The 23,857-nt window shown below is 66.2% G+C and carries 25 protein-coding genes; 11 read left to right on the forward strand and 14 right to left on the reverse strand.

Translation table 11 applies throughout. The features are described from left to right. The first annotated feature begins 51 nt into the window (after window positions 1-51). The gene (locus tag IB255_RS01955) at window positions 52-2,112 is read left to right on the forward strand and encodes a S9 family peptidase (RefSeq protein ID WP_081520311.1); all 2,061 of its coding nucleotides are present in this window, start codon (window positions 52-54) and stop codon (window positions 2,110-2,112) included. Beyond that, window positions 2,112-2,453, forward strand: a complete 342-nt coding sequence (locus IB255_RS30900) for a CPCC family cysteine-rich protein (RefSeq protein WP_081520310.1) — start codon at window positions 2,112-2,114, stop codon at window positions 2,451-2,453. The genes IB255_RS01955 and IB255_RS30900 overlap by 1 nt, the downstream gene beginning before the upstream one ends. Before the next feature lie 7 nt (window positions 2,454-2,460). Here IB255_RS30900 and IB255_RS01965 read toward each other — a convergent pair whose 3' ends face one another. Continuing rightward, complete coding sequence (locus IB255_RS01965; RefSeq protein WP_081520309.1) at window positions 2,461-3,090, reverse strand: LysE family translocator; 630 nt, start codon at window positions 3,088-3,090, stop codon at window positions 2,461-2,463. Between the two features lie 60 nt (window positions 3,091-3,150). Then, window positions 3,151-3,600, reverse strand: a complete 450-nt coding sequence (locus IB255_RS01970) for a YcgN family cysteine cluster protein (RefSeq protein WP_081520308.1) — start codon at window positions 3,598-3,600, stop codon at window positions 3,151-3,153. Between the two features lie 247 nt (window positions 3,601-3,847). Here IB255_RS01970 and IB255_RS01975 point away from each other — a divergent pair, with 247 nt between their 5' ends. Then, a complete protein-coding gene (locus IB255_RS01975) occupies window positions 3,848-4,441 on the forward strand; it encodes a nitroreductase family protein (protein WP_081520307.1) in 594 nt (197 codons plus the stop codon). Between the two features lie 160 nt (window positions 4,442-4,601). Here the strand turns inward: IB255_RS01975 and IB255_RS01980 are convergent, their stop codons facing one another. The 3 genes from IB255_RS01980 to rnd form a co-directional block, all read right to left on the reverse strand. Continuing rightward, complete coding sequence (locus IB255_RS01980; RefSeq protein ID WP_081520306.1) at window positions 4,602-5,534, reverse strand: D-2-hydroxyacid dehydrogenase; 933 nt, start codon at window positions 5,532-5,534, stop codon at window positions 4,602-4,604. Between the two features lie 249 nt (window positions 5,535-5,783). Next, window positions 5,784-6,077, reverse strand: coding sequence for a YcgL domain-containing protein (locus IB255_RS01985; RefSeq protein ID WP_045212389.1), 294 nt, complete (start codon window positions 6,075-6,077; stop codon window positions 5,784-5,786). A gap of 16 nt (window positions 6,078-6,093) precedes the next feature. Beyond that, window positions 6,094-7,233, reverse strand: coding sequence for a ribonuclease D (rnd, locus tag IB255_RS01990; RefSeq protein WP_081520305.1), 1,140 nt, complete (start codon window positions 7,231-7,233; stop codon window positions 6,094-6,096). 134 nt (window positions 7,234-7,367) lie between these two features. Here rnd and IB255_RS01995 point away from each other — a divergent pair, with 134 nt between their 5' ends. Then, window positions 7,368-8,429, forward strand: coding sequence for an SMP-30/gluconolactonase/LRE family protein (locus IB255_RS01995; protein WP_192209741.1), 1,062 nt, complete (start codon window positions 7,368-7,370; stop codon window positions 8,427-8,429). Between the two features lie 23 nt (window positions 8,430-8,452). Here IB255_RS01995 and IB255_RS02000 read toward each other — a convergent pair whose 3' ends face one another. Then, complete coding sequence (locus tag IB255_RS02000; protein ID WP_192209742.1) at window positions 8,453-9,247, reverse strand: lysophospholipid acyltransferase family protein; 795 nt, start codon at window positions 9,245-9,247, stop codon at window positions 8,453-8,455. 79 nt (window positions 9,248-9,326) lie between these two features. On the opposite strand from IB255_RS02000, the gene IB255_RS02005 reads away from it, so the two are divergent. The 4 genes from IB255_RS02005 (at window position 9,327) to IB255_RS02020 (ending at window position 13,087) form a co-directional block, all read left to right on the forward strand. After that, window positions 9,327-10,181, forward strand: a complete 855-nt coding sequence (locus tag IB255_RS02005) for a sulfurtransferase (protein ID WP_192209743.1) — start codon at window positions 9,327-9,329, stop codon at window positions 10,179-10,181. A 115-nt stretch (window positions 10,182-10,296) separates the two neighbouring features. Next, the gene (locus IB255_RS02010; protein ID WP_192209744.1) at window positions 10,297-10,950 is read left to right on the forward strand and encodes a tetratricopeptide repeat protein; all 654 of its coding nucleotides are present in this window, start codon (window positions 10,297-10,299) and stop codon (window positions 10,948-10,950) included. A gap of 182 nt (window positions 10,951-11,132) precedes the next feature. After that, entirely contained in the window at window positions 11,133-11,612 is a 480-nt protein-coding gene (locus IB255_RS02015; protein WP_045212402.1) for a hypothetical protein, read from the forward strand. A 185-nt stretch (window positions 11,613-11,797) separates the two neighbouring features. Next, window positions 11,798-13,087 carry an outer membrane protein transport protein gene (locus IB255_RS02020; RefSeq protein WP_081520300.1) on the forward strand — a complete coding sequence of 430 codons (1,290 nt, stop codon included), beginning with the start codon at window positions 11,798-11,800 and terminating at the stop codon, window positions 13,085-13,087. Window positions 13,088-13,161: 74 nt separating this feature from the next. Here IB255_RS02020 and IB255_RS02025 read toward each other — a convergent pair whose 3' ends face one another. Beyond that, complete coding sequence (locus tag IB255_RS02025) at window positions 13,162-13,731, reverse strand: MarR family winged helix-turn-helix transcriptional regulator (RefSeq protein ID WP_081520299.1); 570 nt, start codon at window positions 13,729-13,731, stop codon at window positions 13,162-13,164. Between the two features lie 114 nt (window positions 13,732-13,845). Here IB255_RS02025 and IB255_RS02030 point away from each other — a divergent pair, with 114 nt between their 5' ends. Both IB255_RS02030 and IB255_RS02035 read left to right on the forward strand, forming a co-directional pair. Continuing rightward, entirely contained in the window at window positions 13,846-14,070 is a 225-nt protein-coding gene (locus IB255_RS02030) for a thioredoxin family protein (RefSeq protein ID WP_081520298.1), read from the forward strand. Between the two features lie 11 nt (window positions 14,071-14,081). Next, entirely contained in the window at window positions 14,082-14,363 is a 282-nt protein-coding gene (locus tag IB255_RS02035) for a Rho-binding antiterminator (protein WP_081520297.1), read from the forward strand. A 15-nt stretch (window positions 14,364-14,378) separates the two neighbouring features. Here the strand turns inward: IB255_RS02035 and IB255_RS02040 are convergent, their stop codons facing one another. Continuing rightward, the gene (locus tag IB255_RS02040; RefSeq protein ID WP_081520296.1) at window positions 14,379-14,918 is read right to left on the reverse strand and encodes a DUF2058 domain-containing protein; all 540 of its coding nucleotides are present in this window, start codon (window positions 14,916-14,918) and stop codon (window positions 14,379-14,381) included. Between the two features lie 162 nt (window positions 14,919-15,080). On the opposite strand from IB255_RS02040, the gene IB255_RS02045 reads away from it, so the two are divergent. Beyond that, on the forward strand, window positions 15,081-16,013 hold the full coding sequence (locus IB255_RS02045; RefSeq protein WP_081520295.1) for an aspartyl/asparaginyl beta-hydroxylase domain-containing protein: 933 nt from the start codon (window positions 15,081-15,083) through the stop codon (window positions 16,011-16,013). Window positions 16,014-16,186: 173 nt separating this feature from the next. Here IB255_RS02045 and mazG read toward each other — a convergent pair whose 3' ends face one another. From mazG to IB255_RS02075, 6 genes are all read right to left on the reverse strand, one after another. Continuing rightward, window positions 16,187-17,020: a nucleoside triphosphate pyrophosphohydrolase gene (gene mazG / locus IB255_RS02050; RefSeq protein WP_081520294.1), complete on the reverse strand. Its 834-nt coding sequence runs from the start codon at window positions 17,018-17,020 to the stop codon at window positions 16,187-16,189. After that, window positions 17,013-19,274 carry a GTP diphosphokinase gene (relA, locus tag IB255_RS02055; protein ID WP_081520293.1) on the reverse strand — a complete coding sequence of 754 codons (2,262 nt, stop codon included), beginning with the start codon at window positions 19,272-19,274 and terminating at the stop codon, window positions 17,013-17,015. The genes mazG and relA overlap by 8 nt, the downstream gene beginning before the upstream one ends. Before the next feature lie 89 nt (window positions 19,275-19,363). Next, window positions 19,364-20,734 carry a 23S rRNA (uracil(1939)-C(5))-methyltransferase RlmD gene (gene rlmD / locus IB255_RS02060; protein WP_081520292.1) on the reverse strand — a complete coding sequence of 457 codons (1,371 nt, stop codon included), beginning with the start codon at window positions 20,732-20,734 and terminating at the stop codon, window positions 19,364-19,366. A gap of 1 nt (window position 20,735) precedes the next feature. Further along, window positions 20,736-21,635 carry a cysteine synthase CysM gene (gene cysM / locus IB255_RS02065; RefSeq protein WP_081520291.1) on the reverse strand — a complete coding sequence of 300 codons (900 nt, stop codon included), beginning with the start codon at window positions 21,633-21,635 and terminating at the stop codon, window positions 20,736-20,738. 102 nt (window positions 21,636-21,737) lie between these two features. After that, a complete protein-coding gene (locus IB255_RS02070; protein WP_081520290.1) occupies window positions 21,738-23,084 on the reverse strand; it encodes a sensor histidine kinase in 1,347 nt (448 codons plus the stop codon). A 1-nt stretch (window position 23,085) separates the two neighbouring features. Continuing rightward, a complete protein-coding gene (locus tag IB255_RS02075; RefSeq protein WP_081520289.1) occupies window positions 23,086-23,802 on the reverse strand; it encodes a response regulator transcription factor in 717 nt (238 codons plus the stop codon). Window positions 23,803-23,857: the final 55 nt, after the last annotated feature.

The following is a 23,857-nucleotide window of genomic DNA, read 5'->3' on the forward strand; positions in this document are numbered from 1 at the left end:
CCCCATGGGTGCGCAGCCGGGCGTCATCCATGCCGTCCCCGAGGAGCCGCCATGACCGACCGTCAGCCCCCCATCGCCCGCCGCGAAGCCGCCGCCGATCCCTATGCCTGGCTGGAAAACCGCGATGCCGAGGACGTCCTCGACTACCTGAAAGCAGAAAATGCCTACCTGGAAGATCGACTTCTTCCTCAGACGAAATTGCGCGAAACCCTGTTCCAGGAGATCAAGGGCCGCATCCGCGAGACCGACCTGTCGCTGCCCACGCCCTGGGGCCCCTGGCTCTACTACCAGCGCACCACCGCCGGCGACGAGTACCCGCGCCACTACCGCAGCCCGCGCCCGGCCGATGGTTCGCTGACCGTCGAGGAGAGCGCCGAGCAGTTGCTGCTCGACCCGAACGAGCTGGCCGGCGACGGCTTCCTGTCGGTCGGCGCTTTCAGCATCAGCCCCGATCATTCGAAGCTGGCCTACAGCCTGGATACCAGCGGCGACGAGATATACACCCTCTATGTGAAGGATCTGGCTGACGGCAGCGTCACCACCCTGCCCTTCGACGACTGCGATGGCAGCCTCACCTGGGCCAACGACAACCGCACCCTGTTCTTCGGCGAGCTGGACGATACCCACCGCCCGCACAAGCTCTATCGCCACTGCCTGGGCGAGAGCGGCGCACAGCTGATCTTCGAGGAGCCCGACGGGCGCTTCTTCCTCAACTGCTACCGCGCCAGCTCCGAGCGCCAGCTGATTCTGCTGCTGAACAGCAAGACCACTAGCGAAGCCTGGGTGCTGGACGCCAGTACGCCCGAGGGCGAGTTCGTCTGCCTGGCGCCGCGCGAGGAAGGCCACGAGTACTACCCGGACCACGGCCGTCTTGAGGATGACTGGGCCTGGCTGATCCGCAGCAACCAGACCGGCATCAACTTCGCCCTTTACCACGCCAGCGAAGCGCAGCCGACCCGCGCGCACTGGATCGAGCTGGTGGCGCACCGCGACGACGTGATGCTCGAAGGCCTGACCCTGAGCGCCAGCGCGCTCACCCTGAGCCTGCGCGAAGGCGGCCTGCCGATCGTCGAAGTCCACCCACACGGCCGGCCAGCGCACCGCGTCGATTTGCCGGACGCCGCCTACAACCTCTACGTGCAGGACAGCCTGGAGTTCGACAGCGCGGTGATCCGCCTGCGCTACGAGGCGCTCAACCGCCCGGCGCAGATCCGCCAGCTGGACCTCGCCAGCGGCGAACAGAAAGTCCTCAAGCAGACCCCGGTGGAAGGTCCGTTCGACGCCGACGCCTACGAAAGCCGCCGCCTCTGGGCCGACACCGCCGACGGCGTGCAGGTGCCGATCAGCCTGGTCGGCCGCCGCGAGGTGCTGGAAGACATCGCCCGCGGCAAGCCGGCGCCGCTCTACCTCTATGGCTACGGCGCCTATGGCGAGAGCCTCGACCCCTGGTTCTCCCACGCCCGCCTGAGCCTGCTGGAGCGCGGCTTCGTCTTCGCCATCGCCCACGTGCGTGGCGGCGGCGAACTGGGCGAAGCCTGGTACCGCGCCGGCAAGCTGGAGCACAAGCAGAACACCTTCAGCGACTTCATCGCCTGTGCCGAACACCTGCTCCACCACGGCTACAGTACCCCGGCGCAGCTGGCGATCAGCGGCGGCAGCGCCGGCGGCCTACTGATCGGCGCGGTGCTCAACCAGCGCCCGCAGCTGTTCGCCGCGGCCATCGCCGAAGTGCCCTTCGTCGATGTACTCAACAGCATGCTCAACCCCGACCTGCCGCTGACCGTCACCGAGTACGACGAGTGGGGCAACCCGCAGGAGCCGGAGGTCTACGCCCGCATCCGCGCCTATGCACCCTACGAGAACGTCAGCGCGCAGGACTACCCCGCCCTGCTGGTGGTCGCCGGCTACAACGACAGCCGCGTGCAGTACTGGGAAGCCGCCAAGTGGGTTGCCAAGTTGCGCGTCAGCAAGACCGACGAGCACCTGCTGCTGCTCAAGACCGACCTGGGCGCCGGCCACGGCGGCATGAGTGGCCGCTACCAGGGCCTGAAGGACGTGGCGCTGGAATACGCCTTCCTGTTCAAGGTGCTGGGCATCGAAGGCAACGCCTGATGCTCTACACCTGCCCCTGCTGCGGCTACTTCAGTTTCGGCGACCCTCCGGGGTCGTACGAAATCTGCGAGATCTGCTTCTGGGAAGACGACCACCTGCAGCTCTGCTTCCCCGACGCGCGCGGTGGCGCCAACGCCGTGAGCCTGATCGAGGCGCAGGTCAACTACGTGCAGTGGGGCGCCTGCGAAAGGCGCTTCCGCGCCAAGGTGCGCCCGGCCACTATCGATGACGTGAAGGACGACCGCTGGTTCCCGCTGTGGGAAAAACGCGTGGAGCTACCGGACGAAGAAGCTCCGCTGACCGGCGAGGAAGCCTGCTACTGGCTACGCACGCCGGCCTGAATACCCCTCAGCGTCGGCTACTGACAGCCAGGCCGACGCCCATGGCGACGATCAGCCCGCCCGAGGCCGTCTGCTGCCAGCGCCGCCAGGTCGGGTTGCTGCCCACGCGATGACCGACCCGTCCGGCGACCACCGAGACCACGGCGTTCACCAGGCAACCACCGAGGTTGAACAGCAGACCGAGGCAGAGAATCTGCAGCACGAAGTTCGGGCTGCCTGCGGGCACGAACTGCGGCAGGAAGGCGAGGAAGAACAGCGCCACCTTGGGGTTGAACACGTTGACCAGCATGCCCTGCAGGAACACCCGGCTCAGGCGCGCGGGCTCGAGCTCGGTGCGTTTCTGCTCGCGCCAGGCGCCACGGACCAGCTGCACGCCGAGCCAGACCAGGTAGAGCGCGCCCAGCCACTTGAGCACACCGAAAGCCACGCTGGACATCATCAGCAGCGCCGAAAGGCCGAACGCCGCGGCCAGCATGTGCACCACGCAGCCGGCACCGATCCCGAGGGTCGACATCAGGCCCGCCGCCGTGCCTTGTGCAGCCGAACGCGAGGCGACATAGAGCATGTCCGGCCCGGGCGTGAGGTTGAGCGCGAGGGTGGCGATGAAGAACAGGCTGAGGCTTTCGAGGCTGGGCATGGCGCGGCTCCGGGACGGCAGACGCGCAGCATGCCACGGGGGCCGCTGCTGACGGAAGGATCAGCCAGCGCGGAAGATCAGGTGCTCTTCCCAGTCGTCCTCGGGCACCGAACCTTCGGCGAGCATGCGCCCGGATTGGGAAATGCGCTCGTGATGCACCGCGTCCGGATCGCCGCAGACGAGGTGGTGCCACAGCGGCAGGTCCTTGCCCTCGGACACCAGGCGGTAGCCGCAGGTCGGCGGCAGCCACTGGAACTCGTCGGCCTGGGCCGGGGTGAGCTGGATGCAGTCCGGGACGCTGGCGCGGCGGTTGGCGTAGTCGGTGCAGCGGCAGGTCTTCAGGTCCAGCAGCTTGCAGGCGATGCGCGTGTAGTAGACGGTGCCATCGTCCTCGTCTTCCAGCTTCTGCAGACAGCACAGGCCGCAGCCGTCGCACAGCGACTCCCACTCTTCCTGATCGAGCTGGTCGAGGGTCTTGCGTTTCCAGAAGGGTTCGACTTTGGCGGCCATTTTTTAGTCAGGGGCAATTTCACGGGGCGCAAAGTCTAAGCCCGTCGTGCGCGCAGGCCAAGCGCAGGCGACCATTGACCGCGCAGCGCTTGCCAGAGCGGGCCGCGCTGGTTAGTTTGATCGCCCCACGGGCCCGCTCCGACTGCCTTCTGCCAGCGCCGCGAGACCCGCTAACCGCCCGATCCCACCGCGATGCCCGGCCGACCACGGCACCATCGGCAGATTCCACGCCCTTCAAGGAGCCACCATGAGCGCCAACCCTCGCGTTTCCGAGCACCCGATCGACCCGCAGTTCATCAATCGCTGGTCGCCCCGCGCCTTCAGCGGCGAAGCCATTCCCGAAGCGACCCTGCTGAGCTTCATCGAGGCCGCGCGCTGGGCGCCGTCCTCCTTCAACTCGCAGCCCTGGCGCTTTCTCTTCGCCCTGCGTGACACGCCGAACTGGCAGCGTTACCTGAACCTGCTGGGCGAGTTCAATCGCGGCTGGGCGCAGCACGCCTCGGCGCTGGTGGTGGTGCTGTCCAAGACCACCTTCGCCCCGCCCGGCTCCAGCGAGGAGAAGCCCGCCCTGTGGCACAGCTTCGACACGGGCTCGGCCTGGGGCTTCCTCGCCCTGCAGGCGAGCCTGGCGGGCTGGCACACCCACGGCATGGCCGGCTTCGACCGCGAACTGGCGCGCACCGAGCTGAAGGTCCCGGCGGACCATGAAATCCACGCGGTGATCGCCATCGGCAAGCTGGGCGACAAGTCGATCCTCGCCGAGAGCCTGCAGGCCCGCGAAGTGCCCAATGCCCGCCGCCCGCTGGCGGAAATCGTGGCCGAGGGTGATTTCTCGCTCTGACGGGCAATACGCCATGCGCGCGATCGCGGGCATGGCCCGCTCCTACAGGTTGACTGCGGAGTGCCCCGGTTCGCGAGCAGTAACTAGGCGTCCCCCTCGCTCCAACAGAAAAGCCAAAAGAAAAAGGCCCCGAATGGGGCCTTTTTCATGTCCGCAGCGGTCAGTAACCGCGGGAGAAATCCACCTCGCCGCGCATGGCCTGCCCCGCCCAGAAGCGCGTGAGGTTGTCGCGGAACAGGTCGATCAGCAGGCTCGGCAGCGTCGGCGCGGCGGTATGGCCGGTCAGCAGCAGGCGCGGCGTGTGCCAGAACGGGTGCGAAGTCGGCAGCGGCTCCTGGCGGCAGACATCGATCACCGCACCGGCCAGCTGGTTGGCTTCCAGCGCTGCTACCAGGTCCTCATCCACCACCGAAGTGCCACGCCCGGCGTTGAGGAACAGCGCGGTGGGCTTCATCCGCTGGAACAGCGCGAGGTTGAAGATATCCGCGGTTTCCGGCGTGTCGGGCAGCAGGTTGATCACGTAGTCGGCGGTCTCGGCCAGGCGCGGCAGGTCATCCAGCCCGCCCATGCGCCCGAACGGCACCAGCGAACGCGGGTTCTTCGCCACGCCAACCAGTTCCACGCCGAAGGGCGCCAGCATGTGCGCCACGGCCTGGCCGATCTCGCCGGTGCCGACGATGAGGATCTGCCGGCCACTCAGGCTGCCGGGCGCGCGGTCGTCCCACTGCACGCCGACCTGGCTGGCCAGGCGGCCGAGGAACTGGCGTTCGTGGGCGAGCATGTAGGTGAGCAGGTATTCGGTCATGACCTGGCCGAAGATGCCGACGGCGCGGGTCAGGGCGTAATCCTTGGGGAGGTCGTCGGCCAGCAGCGGGGTGATACCGGCCCAGCTGGACTGGATCCAGACCGGGTGCACGCCCTGGCGCAACAGTTGCGCCGCCAGGGTGGGCTCGCCGAGCCACACGGGGCATTCGGCCGCCGCTTCCACCAGGGTGTCGGGGTTGTTGCCGGAGATCACCGTCAACCGGGGCTCGGCCGCCATCAGCAGGGCGGCGTAGAGGGCGTGTTCGCGATCGAGTACGAGCAGGCGCATGGTCAGGCCTTTCGCTTCGAACGGTGGAGTATTTCCGGCTGGCGCATCTGGACTCGCTTCAAGGGAGCTTCCCTGGGGAAATCGTCGTCAGTTCTAGGGAAGTCAGGCGGCTATAGACACAGCCAGAGACCAAGCGTTCCGCTCCGTTGAACCCTTTTTACCCCTGCATAATGCGCTCAGGCCGCATATTTGCACAGTGCCAGCACTGGGCGAATACGCGGCCTGAAGGGAGTGACGATGCGGTCCGGATCAGACCGGGTCGTTCCGGCGCAGCAATTCCTCAGGGAGGTGCTGGATGTACTCCTCCTCCGCCGGCGGCATCTGCAGGTGGAAACCTTGTTTCTCGATGTTTTCCAGCACCACGTTGATGTCTTCCCGGGCCAGCTGGCGCTCGGGGCTCAGCACCAGATCGAAGGCGTGCTGCGGCGCGCCGAAGGCGACCAGCAGCGCCTCGGGCACGCGGCTGAGGGCTTCGCGCTTGTCGACGTACAGGTACATCTCGTTCTTGCGCGGACTCTTGTAGATGGAGCAGATGCGTTTCATATCGGTGCTTTCCGCGTTATTCGGCAGTAGGGGCAGCCAGGCTGTCCAGTAGGGCCTGCCCCATCAGCTCGCGGCGCCAGCCTTGCAGCGAATCGGGCAGTTGGTAGGGGCCGTTGGGCCAACCGGTCTTGAGCAGGGCTTCGAGAATTTTCTTGCGCAGCATCAGCTCGGGCGCCATCTCCAGGCGCTCGGCTTCCTTCTGGCCGACTTCGCGCAGCTTCTTCAGCACCGGGGTGATCTCCCGCGGCAGCGGCTCGGGCAGGGTCTGCGGCCAGACGGCTTCGGGCAGCTTCGCCGCGTGGGCCATCAGTGCGATCAGGGTGTCGCCGTCCTGGCGCACAGTGCGCGGGTGCATGTCGTCGATACGCGCCAGGGCGACCTTGTCGGCCGGCTGGAAGCGCGCCAATGGCCACAGCGTGTGCTCGCGCAGAATGTGGTTGCGCGGCTTGTTGCGCAACCGCGCCTGCTCCTCGCGCCAGACGCACAGCTCGCGCAGGACGGCCAGTTGCTGGCGACCCAGCTTCCACGCCAGCTTGACGTCGAGGTAGGCCTCCTGCGGGTCACTGACGCGGCTCTGGTTGCTGGTCAGGTCGGTGCCGTCGGCCAGCAGCCACTGCAGCTTCTCGTCGCTCAGGCGCGGGGCGAGCTTCACGTAGACCTCGGCCAGGTGCTGCACGTCCTCGGCCGCATAGCGCACCTGCATGTCGGTCAGCGGACGCTGCAGCCAGTCGGAGCGGGTTTCGTCCTTGGGCAGGTCGAGGCCGAGGATTTCCAGCACCAGCTTGGAATACCCCATGGAATGCGGCATGCCCAGGTAGGCGGCGGCCAGCTGGGTGTCGAACAGCGGCTGCGGCAGGCTGCCGGTCAGGCGCTGGAAGACTTCCAGGTCCTCGCCGCAGGCATGGAACACCTTGACCACCACCGGCGACTCCAGCACGGCAGCGAACGGCGACCAGTCGCGGATCAGCAGCGGGTCGATCAGCCACACGCCGCTGCCGTCGCCCACCTGCACCAGCCCGGCAGCCGGGTAGAAGGTATCGACACGCATGAACTCGGTATCGAGCGCGAGGTAAGGCAGTTCTTTCCAGTCCTGGCACTTGCGCTCCAGGGTGGCATCGTCGCGAATCCACTGAATGTCGAGGACAGTCACGAACATCTCCTTCGTTTCGGTGCGCGCAGTATATAGAGATGCATGATGTGCGAGCATTCCACTCGGCCATCGGTCTGTGACAACTGCATGGCAATCTCTACGCTTTGCCCCGCCCACAACAACAAGAAGGCAGCTTGCGCATGAAAAAGCTTCTCGGACTGGTCGTCCTGCTGGCCGTAGCCGTCGCGGTCTACCTGGCGCTCACGCCCAGCCCCATCGACCCGCTGGCCTGGACGCCGCCCAAGGCGCCACCGATGACCGGCGTGATGGAACCCAACGACACCCTGATGAAAGCCGAACTGCTCGCCCAGGGCCAGATCGTCGGCCCGGAGGACACCGCCGTGGATAGCCAGGGCCGGGTTTTCGCCGGGCTGGATGACGGGCGCATCGTGCGCATCGGCGCCGACGGCAAGGCCGAGACCTTCGTCGAGACCGGCGGCCGCCCCCTGGGCCTGGCGTTCGACAAGAGCGGCAAGCTGATCGTCGCCGACGCCTGGAAGGGCCTGCTGGAGATCGACCCGCAGGGCAAGATCCGCGTGCTGACCGATTCGGCCGACGGCGTTCCCTTCGCCTTCACCGACGACCTGGACATCGCCAGCGATGGCCGCATCTATTTCAGCGACGCGTCCAGCCGCTTCCACCAGCCCGACTACATCCTCGACCTGCTCGAAGCCCGCCCTCACGGTCGCCTGCTGCGTTACGACCCGGCCACCGGCAAGACCGAAACGCTGCTCAAGGACCTGTACTTCGCCAATGGCGTGGCGCTGTCGCAGAACGAGGACTTCGTGCTGGTCAACGAGACCTACCGCTACCGCATCACCCGTTACTGGCTCAAGGGCGAGAAGGCCGGGCAGCACGATGTCTTCATCGACAACCTGCCCGGCCTGCCGGACAACCTTGCCAGCGACCGCAGCGGCACCTTCTGGGTTGCCCTGCCCTCGCCGCGCAAGGCCGACGCCGACATGATCCAGCAGATGCCCTGGCTGAAACGCCAGCTCACCAAGCTGCCGCGCGCCGTGCTACCCAAGCCGGTGCCCTACGGCCTGGTGATCCAGGTGAACGAGAAAGGCGAGATCGTGCGCAGCCTGCATGACACCAGCGGCCAGCACCTGCGCATGGTGACTTCGGCCAAGCCGGTGAACGGCGTGCTCTACCTGGGCAGCCTGGAGAACGACCGCATCGGCCGGCTGCCGATCCACTGAAAGGCGCCGGCTCCCAGGACGCTTCAGGCCGGCGTCTGCTCCTTCAGGGCAGGCGCCGGTGCGGGCACGGCGGCGGGTTCCAGCAGCTCCAGCATGCGCTCGCGCACCTCGCCCATCAGCGCATCGACGCCGCGCTCGGTGAACTGGGTGGAATCGATCGGCGCACCGACATGCACCTCTACCGGCATGCCGAGGTTCAGCTTGAGGCCGCCCGCCGGCAGCAGTTGCTGGATGCCACGAATAGCCACCGGGACGATGATCGCGTCGGTCTGCTGAGCCAGGCGGAAGCAGCCCTTCTTGAACGGCTGCAGCTTGCCATCCTTGGAGCGCGTGCCCTCGGGCGCGGCCCAGAGGACGATGCCGCTCTCCATCATTTCCCGCGCCTTCGCCAGGTCAGCCATGGCCTGGTGGCGGTTGTGCCGGTCGATGGACGGGAACTCCGCCGCGCGCATCGCCGCGCCCCAGACCGGCACGGCGAACAGCTCGCGCTTGGCGAGCATGCGGATCGATCCGGGCATGGTCACGAAGATCGCCGGGATGTCGTAGAAGCTGGAATGGGTGCAGAGGATCATGTAGCGACGGCCGTCGCCGAAGTCCGGCACCTCCCCATGGCGACTCATGCGCGCGCCGGTCAGGCGCAGCAGGCTACCGGACCAGTCGCGGGTAAAACCGTCGACCTTGGCGCGGCGCAACCGGCCGATGGCTCCCAGTGTCAGGACCCGGACGCTGTAGCCCAGGGTAATCAGAACGGTCGCCAGTCCCACCAGGGCGACGCGCAGCGGGCCCGCCTTGCGCGGTGCCGATTGCTGGTCGTGCATGTTCGCCAACTCCCACCAACTTTTCATCGTACAAGCCTTATGATGCGCCCAAGCCCCGTCACGACACAGGAACGCGCCCATGACCCAAGCCCGCCTGCTCACGCCCGAGCAACTGGCCGCCCGCCTCGATGACCCGAATCTCGTCCTGCTCGACTGCCGTTTCGCCCTCGAAGACCCGGCCTACGGCGCTCGCAGCTACCTGGAGAACCACATCCCCGGCGCGCACTTCGCCGACCTCAACCGGGACCTTTCCTCCCCGGTGATTCCGGGCGTCACGGGGCGCCATCCGCTGCCCGATCCGCAGCATCTGCAGGAACACCTGCGTGCCTGGGGCCTGAACGCCGACAGTGAAGTGGTGCTGTATGACGACGGCCCCGGCGCCTTCGCCGCCCGCGCCTGGTGGCTGCTGCTGTGGCTGGGCAAGAGCGAGGGCGTGTACCTGCTCGACGGCGGCCTGACCGCCTGGCGCAACGCCGGCCTGCGCCTGACGACCGCCGAAACACCGCTGCGCCCCGGCGACTTCAAGGGTGAGCCGGACAACAGCCTGCTGATCAGCGCCGGCGAACTGGCCGCGAAACTCGGCGGGGCCGAACTGCCGCTGATCGATGCCCGCGGCCTGCCGCGTTTCCGTGGCGAGGTCGAACCCATCGACCCGGTCGCCGGGCACATTCCCGGCGCCCAGTGCGCCGCCTTCACCGACAACCTCGGCAACGACGGCCGCTTCCTGCGCCCGGAACACCTGCACCAGCGCTTCGCCGGCCTGCTGCGCGGACGCCCGGCCGAAGACCTGGTGGCCTACTGCGGCTCCGGCGTCACCGCCTGCCACAACCTGTTCGCCCTGAGCCTGGCAGGCTACCCGCTGGGTCGCCTGTATGCCGGTTCCTGGAGCGAATGGATCACCGATGCCCGCCACCCGGTGGCAAAAGGCGACTGACCTCCCCGCTCTGGCGGAAAAAACGGAAGGCGCTTCACACCGGCGCCTCCCGTTCCTATGGATAGGTGTCAGGGCATCGGTCAGACTCGTGCCCATTCTTCAAAGGAGTGATCCCATGCCTTCGCGCATCCGCCAAACCCTGCTCGCCAGCCTGCTGCTGGGCCTGTGCAGCACCGCCCCGCTCTATGCCGTCGCGCTGGAAGCAACGCCCTGCGCCATCCAGGACCAGTGGTCCGACCTCTACGGCGAGGACCTGGTGAAAGCGGCCAAGGCCGGCCACGCCAGCGCCCAGTACACCCTGGGTCTGGAGTACGACTCCGGCAGTGACGAGTACGACCAGGACTACGAGAAAGCCGCCTACTGGTACGAAAAAGCCGCCAGGCAGGGCCACGCCTGCGCCCAGTACAACCTCGGCAACGCCTACGACAATGGCGATGGCGTGGAGCAGGACTCGACCAAGGCGGTGTACTGGTACCAGAAGGCCGTCGACCAGGGCGACAAGGATGCCCAGTACAACCTCGCGATCATGTACGAGAACGGCACCGGCGTGACCCGCAGCTACAAGAAGGCCTTCGCCCTCTATCTGCTGTCCGCCGAACAGGGCGACGTGGACGCCGAGTACGAGGTGGGCGAAAGCTACGCCAAGGGTCGCGGCGTGGCGAAGAACCCCGCACAGGCCCGCGCCTGGTACCAGAAGGCGGCGGACCAGGGCCACGAAGAGGCCGAGGAAAAGCTCTCTGCGATGCCGGAGTTACCACCGAGCATCTAATCGCCAGAAGGAATATGAAGGAAAGCTGCGCCGACCAAACAGTTTAAAAACAGGCCTTTACATCATCTTCATCGCACTACACTTCAATTCGAGCGGCTAAGTCCGCTTCCGGCGGGGCCGAGGATAATCATCAGAAGCTGCCAAGACGCCCAGCCCCGCCGGTCATTGATGACGAGGATGTCATGGGAATCGCCGCGAACGATCTTTGCCAGTATGTGATTCGCCCCACCCTGCATTATCTGGGGCGTCACAGTGTCGCGGCCGAATCGCTGCTGCTGGGGGCAGCGGCCTGTCAGTCGGCGCTGGGGAGCGCCCTCGATGACAGCCATGGCCACGGGCTGTATCGCATTGGTGAACAACGGCACCAGACGCTCTGGGATGGATTCCTGGCGCTGGACCCCGAGCTGGCCAGCCGCGTGCGAGGGCTGGCCAGCCAGCATGCCTTCCTCGACGCACCGCACCTCGAACTCACGGTCAACCTGCGCTACAGCACCGCCATCGCCTGGATGCTGGTTGAGGCGGAGCACCTGCCCCTGCCGCTGACGGACGACCCCATGGAGCTGGCACGCGTGTGGCGCCAGGTTTTCCACCCTCACGGACGCCTCCACGACTTCGTCGACGCCTGGCACAGCTACGTCGGAAATTTCAGTCGGGTCGCCTGAACATCCCTCATCCAGATGGTGACCGATCGGTCAGAAATTATTTACATACAGCGACGAACGGACATCATTCAGATGGAACGCTCGTTTGAGCCCCGAAGCCCAAGGTAGAGCGCCTGCCGACCACTACCCAAGACCCGGGAATCTTGGTAGCTTGCGCGCCGATAAACACAGGAGTTGCTCTTACAATGAAAACAACATGGCTCAAGACCACCCTCGCACTGACCATTAGCGCTGCCTCCGCTCAGGTGCTTGCCAACGGCATCGCCATCAACGAGCAGAGCGCCAGCGGCGCCGGTACCGCCTACGCGGGCCGCGCTTCCTCGGCATTGGACGCCAGCACCATCTACGGCAACCCTGCCGGCATTTCCAAGCTCAAGCGAACTGAAGTCAGCGGCGGTCTGGCCGTGGTGTCCGCCAAGGACGACATCAGCGACGCCCACAGCTCTGCCTCGGGCTCCAACAAGGGTGACTCCGTCCCGGTTGCTGCCGTTCCCTTCGGCTACTTCTCCACCCCGCTGGACGACAAGGTCAGCATCGGCCTGGGCGTCTATGTGCCCTACGGCATCATCAACGACTACGAAAGTGGCTTCCAGGGCCGTTCCCACGGTTCCTACAGCAAGGTCCAGGTGATCACCGTCCAGCCGACCATCAGCTACAAGTTCAACGACGTGGTGGCGGTCGGCTTCGGTCCGACCATCAACCGCATCGACGGCAAGCTGGAGAACTACCTGAACACCGGCGCGCTGAACGGCGCCCTGGGTGGCAACGGCGGCGACACCAAGATCAGCATCAAGGGCGACGACACTGCCACCGGTTTCAACGTCGGCCTGCTGATCACCCCGACCGACAGCACCTCCATCGGCGCCACCTACCACTCCAAGGTGAAGTACGAGCTCGAAGGCCACACCACCGTGTCCAACTCGCCTGCCGGCCTGTTCGACTCGCGCATGGACGCCAGCCTGGACATCACCCTGCCCGAGTCCCTGGACCTGTCCATCACCCAGAAGCTGGATGACCGCTGGACCGTCTACGGTGGCACCACCTGGACGCGCTGGAGCCGTCTGAAGTCCATCGAGGTACAGAACACCGGCGCCCCGCTGGCCGCGTTCGACACCATCGGCGAAGACCTGAGCTGGCACGACACCTGGTCCGCCGCGATCGGTACCTCCTATCAGTTCAACGACCAGTGGGTCCTGCGTACCGGCTTCGCCTACGATCCGTCGCCGACCACCAACGAGCACCGTACCGTGCGTATCCCGGTGGGCGATCGCAAGATCTTCACCCTGGGCGCCGGCTACTCGCCTAACGCCGACATGACCTTCGACGTGGCCTACGCCTACCTGTGGGAATCCACCGCCGGCGTAAACCAGCCGGACGGTCAGGAACTGGCAGGTATGCAACTGCAGCCGGCCTACAGCGCCAAGTACGACAACAGCGCCCACGGCCTGACCGCGCAGATGACCTATCGCTTCTGATAACTTCTGTGCCATGAAAAAGCCGGGCAGATGCCCGGCTTTTTCATGCCCGTGAATTTTCCGGAGAAGGCCGCTCAGGCCGCCTCGTCAGGCGCTGCGTGCTCGCGGCAGATCAGTTCGCCCTCACGCGCTTCCAGTCTTTCCCCCGTCAGCCCGCAAAGCGCGCCGTCATCCAGCTTCTGGTGGAAGCGACAGGTACGGCACAGACCGAACCCCGGCACGTTCTCCTGGCGCTGCACGGTCGCCAGCAGTTCGCGCAGCAACTCGACCAGCAACTCACTGCGCTCCCCCAGCGACTCTTCGGCGCGGCGCAGGAAAGCAGGCGGCACCAGCGCATCGATCAGCCCCCTGCCCTCCGGCGTCAGCTCCAGGTGCACACTGCGACGGTCCTGCGCATCCGGACGCTTCGCGATCAGCCCCTTGGCCTCCAGTGCCTTCAACGACTGGGACACCGTGCCCTTGGTCAGCCCAAGGAAGTCCGTCACCCCCAGCGGCGTATTCGAATAGCGGTTACAGCGCGCCAGGTAGTTCAGTGCGCTCAGCTGGATCGGCTGCAGATCAGCCATCAGCGGCTGCTCGCGGGCCCAGGCACGCATCAGGCTGGCGATGCGTTCGAGGTAGTCGTACAGGGTCGTATCGGTCATGGGCTGATCCCTCCGATAGATAGTATCGATCAAAAACCAGTTTGACAGAAGGTTCTTTTCGCACGCAGACTGAACTGGTATCGAATCGATACATAATCAATCAGGAGAAGGATCATGAGCAAAGCTGTTTACTACCATGCCGGTTGCCCCGTCTGCGTCGAAGCCGAGCGCGCACTGCTGCCGTTGCTGAACCGCGAGGTCGAAGTGGTGCACCTGGGCGAGCAGTCGCCGCGCGTGGCCGAAGCCGAGGCTGCCGGGGTGAAATCCGTACCGGCGCTGGTGGTCGATGGGCAGGTGCTGCACCTGAACTTCGGCGCCTCCCTGGCCGACCTGAAATAAGGCCGGGCGGTATGAGCGACTACCAGCCGTTGCACTGCGATCTCCATGACTATCTGGAGATCGCCTGCCTCTACCGCTACTGGCTGCGTATCGAGCTGCGTGACGGCCTGGCGTTCGACGCCCAGGCCTTCACCACGCACACGCGAAGGACCGCGGGCGGAGTGCTGGAGGAGTTTCTCGAGGTGCGGGTGGACGATGCCAGCCGGGAGTTCCGGCTGGACCGTCTGCACGCCATTACGCCTTTGTCGGCGCAGGCGCTGTTCGGAAGGGTGGAGCTGCAGGCGGCCGGCTGAGCAGCCGCCACGCCCTCACCACATGAGGTCGTCGGGCACCACGTAATCCTTGTACGGATCGTCCTCGTCCGGCTCGCCGCTGGGTTCGCTGAGGACGATGATGCGACGCTCGTCGCGCTCCTGGATGCGCAGCGCGGCATCGCGCGGCACGATCTCGTAGCGGCCGTCGTAGCTGACGATGGCCAGCCTGCCGCGGCTGAGCTTGTCGCGGACCATGTCGTTGACCGCGATGCGCTTGACCTTCTTGTTGTCGACGAAGTTGTAGTAGTCGTCCGACTCCAGTTTCGGCAGGCGCGTGCCTTCGATCAGTTGCTTGATCTGTGCGGTCTTGGCCTTCTTGTCGGCCTTTTCCTGCTGCTGACGGTTCAGCTCGGCGTCGCGGGCCTGCTTCTCGGCCTGGGCCTGCAGGGCCGCCTGACGCTGGCTGTCGTCCTTGGCAACCTGGTTCTTGTGCTCCAGGCGCTGCTGCTTCTGTTTCTGCTTGCCGGCCTGCTTGGCCTGCTTCTCGTTGACCAGCCCGGCTTTCAGCAACTGATCACGCAATGACATGCTCATGAATCAAGGCTCTCCAACAGCCCATAGTGATGCAGGACAAATCCCAGACCAACGCATAGGTGCGGCGGGATCGTCCTCAGGGGGTATAATCCTCGGGCCTGTGCCAGCGCAGCGCAAGTGCCTGGCTCGAAATCACTCATCTGGAGCGGACTCGTAACCTCCATGCTGAAGCTCATCGTTCTCGCGGTACTGGCCATCTTCCTCGTCGCCATTCTCTACGTGCACCTGCGCGGCAAGGTGCGGCTGCCCTTCCTGCGCCAGGTCGTGAACCACTCCGCCTGGTTCGCGCCCTACAACTCGCTGATGTACCTGAACTCCAGCGTGCCGTCCAAGCCCTACCTGGACCGCGAGCGCTTCCCCGAACTCGACAAGCTGCGCGACAACTGGCAGATGATCCGCGAGGAAGCCGAGCAGCTGTTCGACGAGGGCTACATCCGCGACGCCCTGAACAACAACGAGGCCGGCTTCGGCTCCTTCTTCAAGAAGGGCTGGACCCGCTTCTACCTGACCTGGTACGACGGCCCCCTGCCCTCGGCGCAGCAGTTGTGCCCCAAGACCGTGGAACTGGTGAGCAGCATCCCCAACGTCAAGGGCGCGATGTTCACCCGCCTGCCGCCGCGCAGCCACCTGAACAAGCACCGCGACCCCTACGGCGGCTCGCTGCGCTATCACCTCGGCCTGGCCACGCCGAACTCCGACGAGTGCCGCATCTTCGTCGATGGCCAGCCCTATGCCTGGCGCGACGGCCAGGATGTGATGTTCGACGAGACCTTCGTCCACTGGGTGAAGAACGAGACGGACGAATCGCGCCTGATCCTCTTCTGCGATATCGAACGGCCGCTCAAGTCGCCGCTGCTGACCCGCATCAACCGCCGCGTCAGCGCTTTCCTCGGGCGCGCCACGGCGCCGCAGAACGTCGAGGGCGAGCGCGTCGGCGGGATCAACCAGGCCTACTCGGTGCTGATTCGCCTGGGCGATGCCGTGGGCAGCAAGGTGAAGGTGTTCAAACGTGCCTATCCCAAGGCCTACCGCATCGGCCGTCCTGTACTCGCGGTCGTTCTGCTGGTGCTGATCCTGCGTTGGCTGTTCGGTTGATCACCAGCCACTGTAGGACGCGCGGGGGCGCCCAGCCCATGCGCGCGATCGCGGGCATGGCCCGCTCCTGCAATTGAACTTCGGCGCCGAAGTTCGCGCATTTACAAGAAACCATGAAAAAGCCCCGCAATCGCGGGGCTTTTTCATGGGCGCCAATTCAACGGTGGCAGCACTTATCCACAGCTGAGCGGGTTCTTCTCGTCACGTTTGGCAGCGCCCCACAGCTCGTCCATCTCTTCCAGGTTGCTGTCTTCCAGGGTGCGGCCCTGGTCGCGCAGGGCTGTCTCGATATAGCGGAAGCGGCGCTCGAACTTGGCGTTGGCGGCGCGCAGGGCGGTTTCCGGGTCGATCTTGAGCTTGCGCGCCAGGTTGACCACCACGAACAGCAGGTCGCCCACTTCCTCGGCCTGGCCCTCGGTATCGCCGCCGGCCATGGCCTCGAGCACCTCGTCCAGTTCCTCGCGGACCTTATCCACCACCGGCAAGGCGTCGACCCAGTCGAAACCGACCTGGGAAGCGCGCTTCTGCAGCTTGGCGGCGCGACTCAGCGCCGGCAGGGCGTTGGGTACGTCGTCCAGCAGGGACAGTTGCACCGGCTCGGCGGCCTTGGCGGCGCGCTCCTCGGCCTTGAGCTCCTCCCAACGCTGCTTGACCGCCGCTTCCGCCAGCTTCGCCGGGTCGGACTCGCCATACAGGTCGCCGTCGGGGAACACATGGGGGTGGCGGCGGATCAGCTTGGTGGTGATGCCATCCACCACCGCGTCGAACTCGAAGCGCCCCTCTTCCCGCGCCAGCTGTGCGTAGTAGACGACCTGGAAGAGCAGGTCGCCCAGCTCCTCGCGCAGGTGGTCGAAGTCGCCGCGCTCGATGGCATCGGCCACCTCGTAGGCTTCCTCGAGGGTGTACGGAACGATCGTCGCGTAGCTCTGCTTCAGGTCCCAGGGGCAGCCATGCTGCGGGTCACGCAGCCGGGCCATCAGGTACAGCAGGTCGTCGAGCTTATGCATCCTTGGCACCCGCGCCGCGGTCGCGCCGCGCCTCGATGATGTTGGGCAGCTGCGAGATGCGCGCCAGCAGGCGTCCCAGCGAATCGAGACCGGGGATCTCGATGGTCAGACGCATGATCGCGGTGTTGTCTTCCTTGTCCGAACGGGTGTTCACCGCCAGCACGTTGATGCGCTCGTTGAGCAGCATCTGCGAGACGTCGCGCAGCAGGCCGGAGCGGTCGTAGGCACGGATGACGATATCCACCGGGTAGGTGCTGACCGGCACCGGCCCCCAGCTGACCTGGATGATCCGCTCCGGCTCGCGCCCGGCCAGTTGCAGCGCGGTGGCGCAGTCCTGACGGTGGATGGTGACGCCGCGGCCGAGGGTGATGTAGCCGACAATCGGATCGCCCGGCAGCGGCTGGCAGCAGCCGGCCATCTGCGTGAGCAGGTTGCCGACGCCCTGGATCTGGATGTCGCCGCGCTTGCCGTGGCCGATCTTGCTCGGCTTGCGCGGGATGAGTTCAAGCTGCTCGGTGCCGCGCTCGGGCTCGACCAGCTGCTGCGCGTAATTGACCACGTGGGCCAGGCGCAGGTCGCCGGCGCCCAGGGCGGCGAACAGGTCTTCGCCGGTCTTGTAGTTGGCCTTCTCGGCGAGCTTCTCGAAGTCCACCGGCGGCAGCGCCAGGCGGCCCAGCTCGCGTTCGAGCATGGCCTTGCCGGCGGCGACGTTCTGGTCGCGCGCCTGCAGCTTGAACCAGTGGACGATCTTCGCCCGCGCTCGCGAGGTGGAGACGTAGCCCAGGTTCTGGTTCAGCCAGTCACGGCTCGGCCCGCTTTGCTTGCCGGTGATGATTTCCACCTGCTCGCCGGTCTGCAGGCTGTAGTTCAGCGGCACGATGCGGCCGTTGATCTTGGCGCCCCGGCAGTTGTGCCCGACCTCGGTATGCACGCGATAGGCGAAGTCCAGCGGCGTGGAGCCCTTGGGCAGGTCGATGGCATGGCCGTCGGGGGTGAAGACGTAGACCCGGTCGGGCTCGATATCCACCCGCAATTGTTCGGCCAGGCCGCCGATGTCGCCCAGCTCCTCGTGCCACTCGAGCACCTGGCGCAGCCAGGAAATCTTCTCTTCGTAGTGATTGGAGCTGGCCTTGACGTCGGTGCCCTTGTAGCGCCAGTGCGCGCAGACGCCCAGCTCGGCTTCCTCGTGCATGGCGTGGGTGCGGATCTGCACTTCCAGCACCTTGCCCTCGGGGCCGATCACTGCGGTGTGCAGCGAGCGGTAGCCGTTTTCCTTGGGGTTGGCGATGTAGTCGTCGAATTCCTTGGGGATGTGCCGCCACAGCGTGTGCACGATGCCCAGCGCGGTGTAGCAGTCGCGCATTTCCGGCACCAGCACGCGCACGGCGCGCACGTCGTAGATCTGGCTGAAGTCCAGGCCCTTGCGCTGCATCTTCCGCCAGATGGAATAGATGTGTTTCGCGCGGCCGGAGAGGTCGGCCTTGATGCCGGTGGCGGCCAGGGCGTCCTTGAGCTGCTGCATCACGGTGGCGATGTACTGCTCGCGGTCCAGCCGGCGCTCGTGCAGCAGCTTGGCGATCTGCTTGTACTGGTCGGGTTCGAGGTAGCGGAAGGACAGGTCCTCCAGCTCCCACTTGATGTGGCCGATCCCCAGACGGTGGGCGAGCGGTGCGTAGATGTCGAACACCTCGCGGGCGACACGCATGCGCTTTTCTTCGTCGGCGTTCTTCACCGCGCGGATCGCGCAGGTGCGCTCAGCCAGCTTGATCAGCGCGACGCGCACGTCGTCGACCATGGCCACCAGCATCTTGCGCAGGTTCTCGATCTGCGCCTGGGTGCCGAGCACCAGGGACTGCCGCGGGCTGAGGCTGGTGCTGATCGCCGCCATGCGCAGCACGCCTTCGATCAGCTTGGCGACGACAGGGCCGAAGCGCTGCGCCACGTCCTCGAGCTTGACCTTGCCCTCGCGCACGCCACGGTAGATCACCGCGGCGACCAGCGATTCCTGGTCGAGCTTGAGGTCCGCCAGGATCTCGGCGATCTCCAGGCCCGTCTGGAAGCTGGAGGTGCCGTCCGCCCAGGAGTTGTCAGCCGTGCTGACAGCCCTGTCTTCCACCTCGCGAGCGAACTCGCAGGCTTCCAGCAGGACCTTGCGATCCAGGCCCGGGACCAGGGTCTGGACATGGTCCAGCCAGGCCTCGAGATTGATGCTGCCGTCGGTGTTGACCGGCTGGTGCGCTCTCACCTGTACCATCGTGTCTACCCTTCCCCACGGTGCGCCACAACACACCGCTCACTGCGCCGGCCTTTCTTGCTTGAGCCGGTCGGATTGCGCGAGCCTTCCTAGCTCGCCTCGAACAAAGCCATGGCCTCGACATGGGCCGTCTGCGGGAACATGTCGAGAATGCCGGCGCGCTTCAGACGATAGCCCTGTCGGGCCAGCTCGCCAGCGTCACGCGCCAGGGTCGCCGGGTTGCAGGACACATAGAGTACCCGCTCCGCGCCCAGTGAACGCATCTGCCGTGCCGGCTCGAAGGCTCCGTCACGCGGAGGGTCGAGCAGCACGGCGGTGAAATCCTCCGCCGCCCAGGGGGCGTCGGCAAGCGGTTTCGTCAGGTCCGCCTGATGGAACCGGGTATTGACCAGGCCGTTGGCCCGGGCGTTGGCGGCGGCGCGCTCGACCATGGTCTGCACACCTTCCACGCCCACCACCTCGCGCACCTGGCGCGCCAGCGGCAGGGCGAAGTTTCCCAGGCCACAGAACAAGTCCAGAACACGCTCGTCGCTGCCCGGCTTCAGCCAGTCCAGCGCCTGGGCGACCATCGCCTCGTTCACCGGCTCGTTCACCTGAACGAAGTCGCCGGGGCGGTAGGCCAGGGTCAGATTCCAGGCTTCGAGCCGGAAGCCGAGGTCGCGGTTCCCACTGTTTTCTGCAGCATCGGAGCAAAGCGTCGGTTCGCCGTCACCCTGCAACCACAGCTGCACATCCCGTGCCGAACAGAATTCCAGCAGTCGCGCGCGGTCGCTATCGGACAAAGGTTCGATATGCCGCAGCAGCAGCGCGCTGGAAGTACCGTGGAACAGTTCGACATGGCCAAGAGACTGTGGCTTGGCGAAGCCGCGCAGCAGCTCCGGCAGCTCGCGGGCGAGACCTTGCAGTTCGGGCACCAGCACCAGGCAGTCGTCGAAGGCGACGATGGCCTGGCTGGCAGCAGCGCGGAAGCCGACCTCCAGGCGCTTGGCCTTGACGTCCCAGCGCACGGCGAGGCGTGCGCGGCGGCGGTAGCCGAACTCCGGCCCGATCAGCGGTGCGGCCCACTCTTGCGGGACCAGGCCGGAGAAGCGCTCCAGCTGCTCCGCCAGGGTGCGCTGCTTGAGCGCCAGCTGATCGGCATGGGACAGGTGCTGCAGGCTGCAGCCGCCACAGGTGCCGGCCACCGGGCAAGGCTCGGCGCGGCGGTTGGCGGCAGCGGTGAAGATACGTTCGCTACGGGCGTCGACGATTTGAGCGCGGGCGGACAGCACGCGGGCTTCCACCGACTCGCCCGGCAGGGCGTTGTCGACGAACCAGGTGCGCCCGTCGATGTGGGCGATGCCGCGACCGTCGTGGGCCAGGCGCTCGATGTTCAGGCGCTGTTTCTTGCCCACCGGTACCGCAGGGCTGCGCGCTCCGCCGCTGGGCTGGAAGCGCAGGCCGGATCTCTGCTTGGCCATGTCAGTTGGAGTCGAACACGCCCGAGGACAGGTAACGGTCGCCACGGTCGCAGATGATCGCCACCAGGGTCGCGTTTTCCAGTTCGCGCGACAGACGCAGCATGGCCGCCACCGCACCACCGGAAGACACGCCGCAGAAGATGCCCTCTTCGCGGGCCAGGCGGCGCATCACGTCCTCGGCTTCGTTCTGCTGCATGTCGACGACGCGGTCGACGCGGGTGGCATCGAAGATCTTCGGCAGGTATTCCTGCGGCCAGCGGCGGATGCCGGGGATGGCCGAGCCTTCCATCGGCTGCAGGCCGACGATCTGCACGTTGGGATTTTGCTCCTTGAGGTAGCGCGACACGCCCATGATGGTGCCGGTGGTGCCCATGGAGCTGACGAAATGGGTGATCTCACCGCCGGTCTGCTGCCAGATTTCCGGGCCGGTGGAATGGTAGTGGGCGATCGGGTTGTCGCCATTGGCGAACTGGTCGAGCACCTTGCCCTGGCCTTCGCGCGCCATCTGGTCGGCGAGGTCACGGGCACCTTCCATGCCCTGCTCCTTGGTCACCAGGATCAGCTCGGCGCCGTAGGCGGTCATGGCGGCCTTGCGCTCGGCGGTGGAGTTGTCGGGCATGATCAGGATCATGCGGTAACCCTTGATCGCCGCCGCCATCGCCAGGGCGATGCCAGTGTTGCCGGAAGTGGCTTCGATCAGCGTGTCGCCGGGCTTGATGTCGCCGCGCAGTTCGGCACGGGTGATCATCGACAGCGCCGGGCGATCCTTCACCGAACCCGCGGGGTTGTTACCCTCGAGTTTCACCAGCAGGGTGTTGGAAGTTTCCCCGGCCAGGCGCTGCAGGCGCACCAGCGGGGTATGGCCGACGCAATCGGCGATAGTCGGGTACTGCACGGTCATGGAAGCACTCGGATCTGGAACAGGGCGCTCTATGATACCGGCAAAAGCCGCCCCGCCATACGAAACTTCCTAACAAGCCGTGTACAGGGGCCGGCGTCGGCCTCAGGCCGCCGCCGCGTCGGGCAAGCGCAGGTGCACGCGCAGCCCCGCCTCGGCGCAGTCCGCCCAGAGTTCACCGCCCTGCATGCGCAGCGAGCTGCGGGCGATACTCAGGCCCAGGCCGAAGCCTTCGCCGGTACGCGCATCGGAGAGCCGGGTGAAAGGCAGGAAGATGCGCTCCAGGTCACTTTCCGCCACGCCGGGACCATCGTCTTCCAGCCACAGGTGCCAGCCACCGGACTCGCGCCGGCCGCTCAGGCGAATGCGACCGTTTTCCGGCGAATGACGGATGGCGTTGCGCAGCGGGTTTTCCAGCGCCTGGGCCAGGCCGTTGAGATGGCCGCGCACGCGGCAGTCCGCCGGTACCTGATAAAGGAAGCGCTCGGTACTCCAGCCTGCCTCGAAGCGCGCGTCGTCCACCAGCAGGTCCCACAGCGAGCGCAGGTCGATTTCTTCCAGTTCCACGCGCGGGCGCTCGGTGTCCAGCCAGGCCAGTTCCAGGGTGTCGGCGACCAGGCGCTGCATCACCTCCACTTCCCGCTCGACCCGCTGGCGCAGCGCAGCTTCGCTGATCGGGCTGTCGCCGGCCACCCGCAGGCGGCTGAGCGGCGTGCGCAGTTCGTGGGACAGGTCGCGCAATAACTGGCGCTGCAGGCCGACGTGGCCGCGCAGGCGCTCGGCCATGTGATCCAGCGCGCGGCCGAGTTCGCCGAGTTCGTCGCGGCGGGCGATCAGTTCCGGGCCGGCGACCGAACCGAGGTCATCCGCCTGCAAGGCGTTGGCGTGTTCGCGCAGCCGCCCGAGCGGGCGTACCAGCCGGCGATAGATCAGCCCGCAGAGCATCAGGGCAAGGATCGTCGGCACCAGCGCATGACTGATGGATTGGCGCAGGAAGCTCAGGCCGCCCGGCAGGTAGCGCTGCGGCAGTTGCACCACCAGCCGGCCAGCGCCCGGTTCGTCCGGGAAGGGAATACCGATATACGGCAGGTTCACCGAGCGCGAGCTTACCGGCCAGTCCAGCCCGCGCTGGAATGTCAGGTGCGCCACGTCCTCCATGGGCAGCGGCTGCGTGCCCAGCGACTGCAGACGAGCATCGACCACGACCATCCATACCGGCTCGCGCTGTTTCATCTGCGCCAGCCACGCATCGACGCCCGCCGCCCCGCCGGAACGCCAGGCTTGCTGGGCCTCGTCGGCGTAGCCGGCGAGCACCTGCCGAGCCGCCTCGGACAGGAAGTAGCTGTCGCGCTCCATCTGCTTGCCCCAGTTCCAGGACAGCCAGATCACCGACAGGCACAGCACCACGAGGGCGACGGCGAGCTTCCAGAACAGCGAGTGGCGGCCGGGCATGTCAGTCCTCGGCCTCGGCGAAGACGTAGCCCTTGCCCCACACGGTATGCAGCGTGTGACGGATATAGCCGATGGCCTGCAGCTTGCGGCGCAGGTGGCTGACGTGCATGTCCAGGCTGCGGTCGTGGGCGGTGAAGGCGCGATGCAGCACGTGCTGGTAAAGGAAGGGCTTGCTCAGGGTCTCGCCCTGGCTGCCGAGGAAGGTTTCCAGCAGGCGGTACTCGGTGCCGGTCAGGCCGGCCCATTGGCCATCGAGGCCGACGTCGTCCTTCTGCGGGTCCATCTGCAGCCCGGTCGGCGCAGGCGTGCTGTTCAGCGACTGGCTGCCGCGCTCCAGCGCCACCCGGCGCAGCACGGCGTCCACGCGCACGCTGAGTTCGGCAAGGCTGAAAGGCTTGGGCAGGTAATCGTCGGCGCCCTGGGAGAAGCCGGCGATACGGTCCTGCTCGGCGCCCAGGGCGGACATCAGGATGACCGGCACCGCGCGCTCACGGCGCAGGGTGCGGAGGATGTCCAGTCCGCCGGTGCCGGGCAGCATGATATCCATCAGCACCAGGTCGTAATCGCCGCCGCGCGCCTGGGCCAGGCCTTCGTCGCCGTCCTGGCACCAGGTGACCGCGAAGCCGCGTTCGCTCAAATGGGAAGACAGGTGGGCGCCCAGGGTCGGGTCGTCCTCGATGGTCAGCAGGCGCAGGCCGGACGAAGCTATGGCATTCATATCAAATAAGAGTGATTAGCAATTGCGTGAAGTATTCACGATTCCACGCGCTCCC

Origin of the sequence: Pseudomonas sp. PDM22, from assembly GCF_014851965.1 — a bacterium.
GTDB lineage: Bacteria > Pseudomonadota > Gammaproteobacteria > Pseudomonadales > Pseudomonadaceae > Pseudomonas.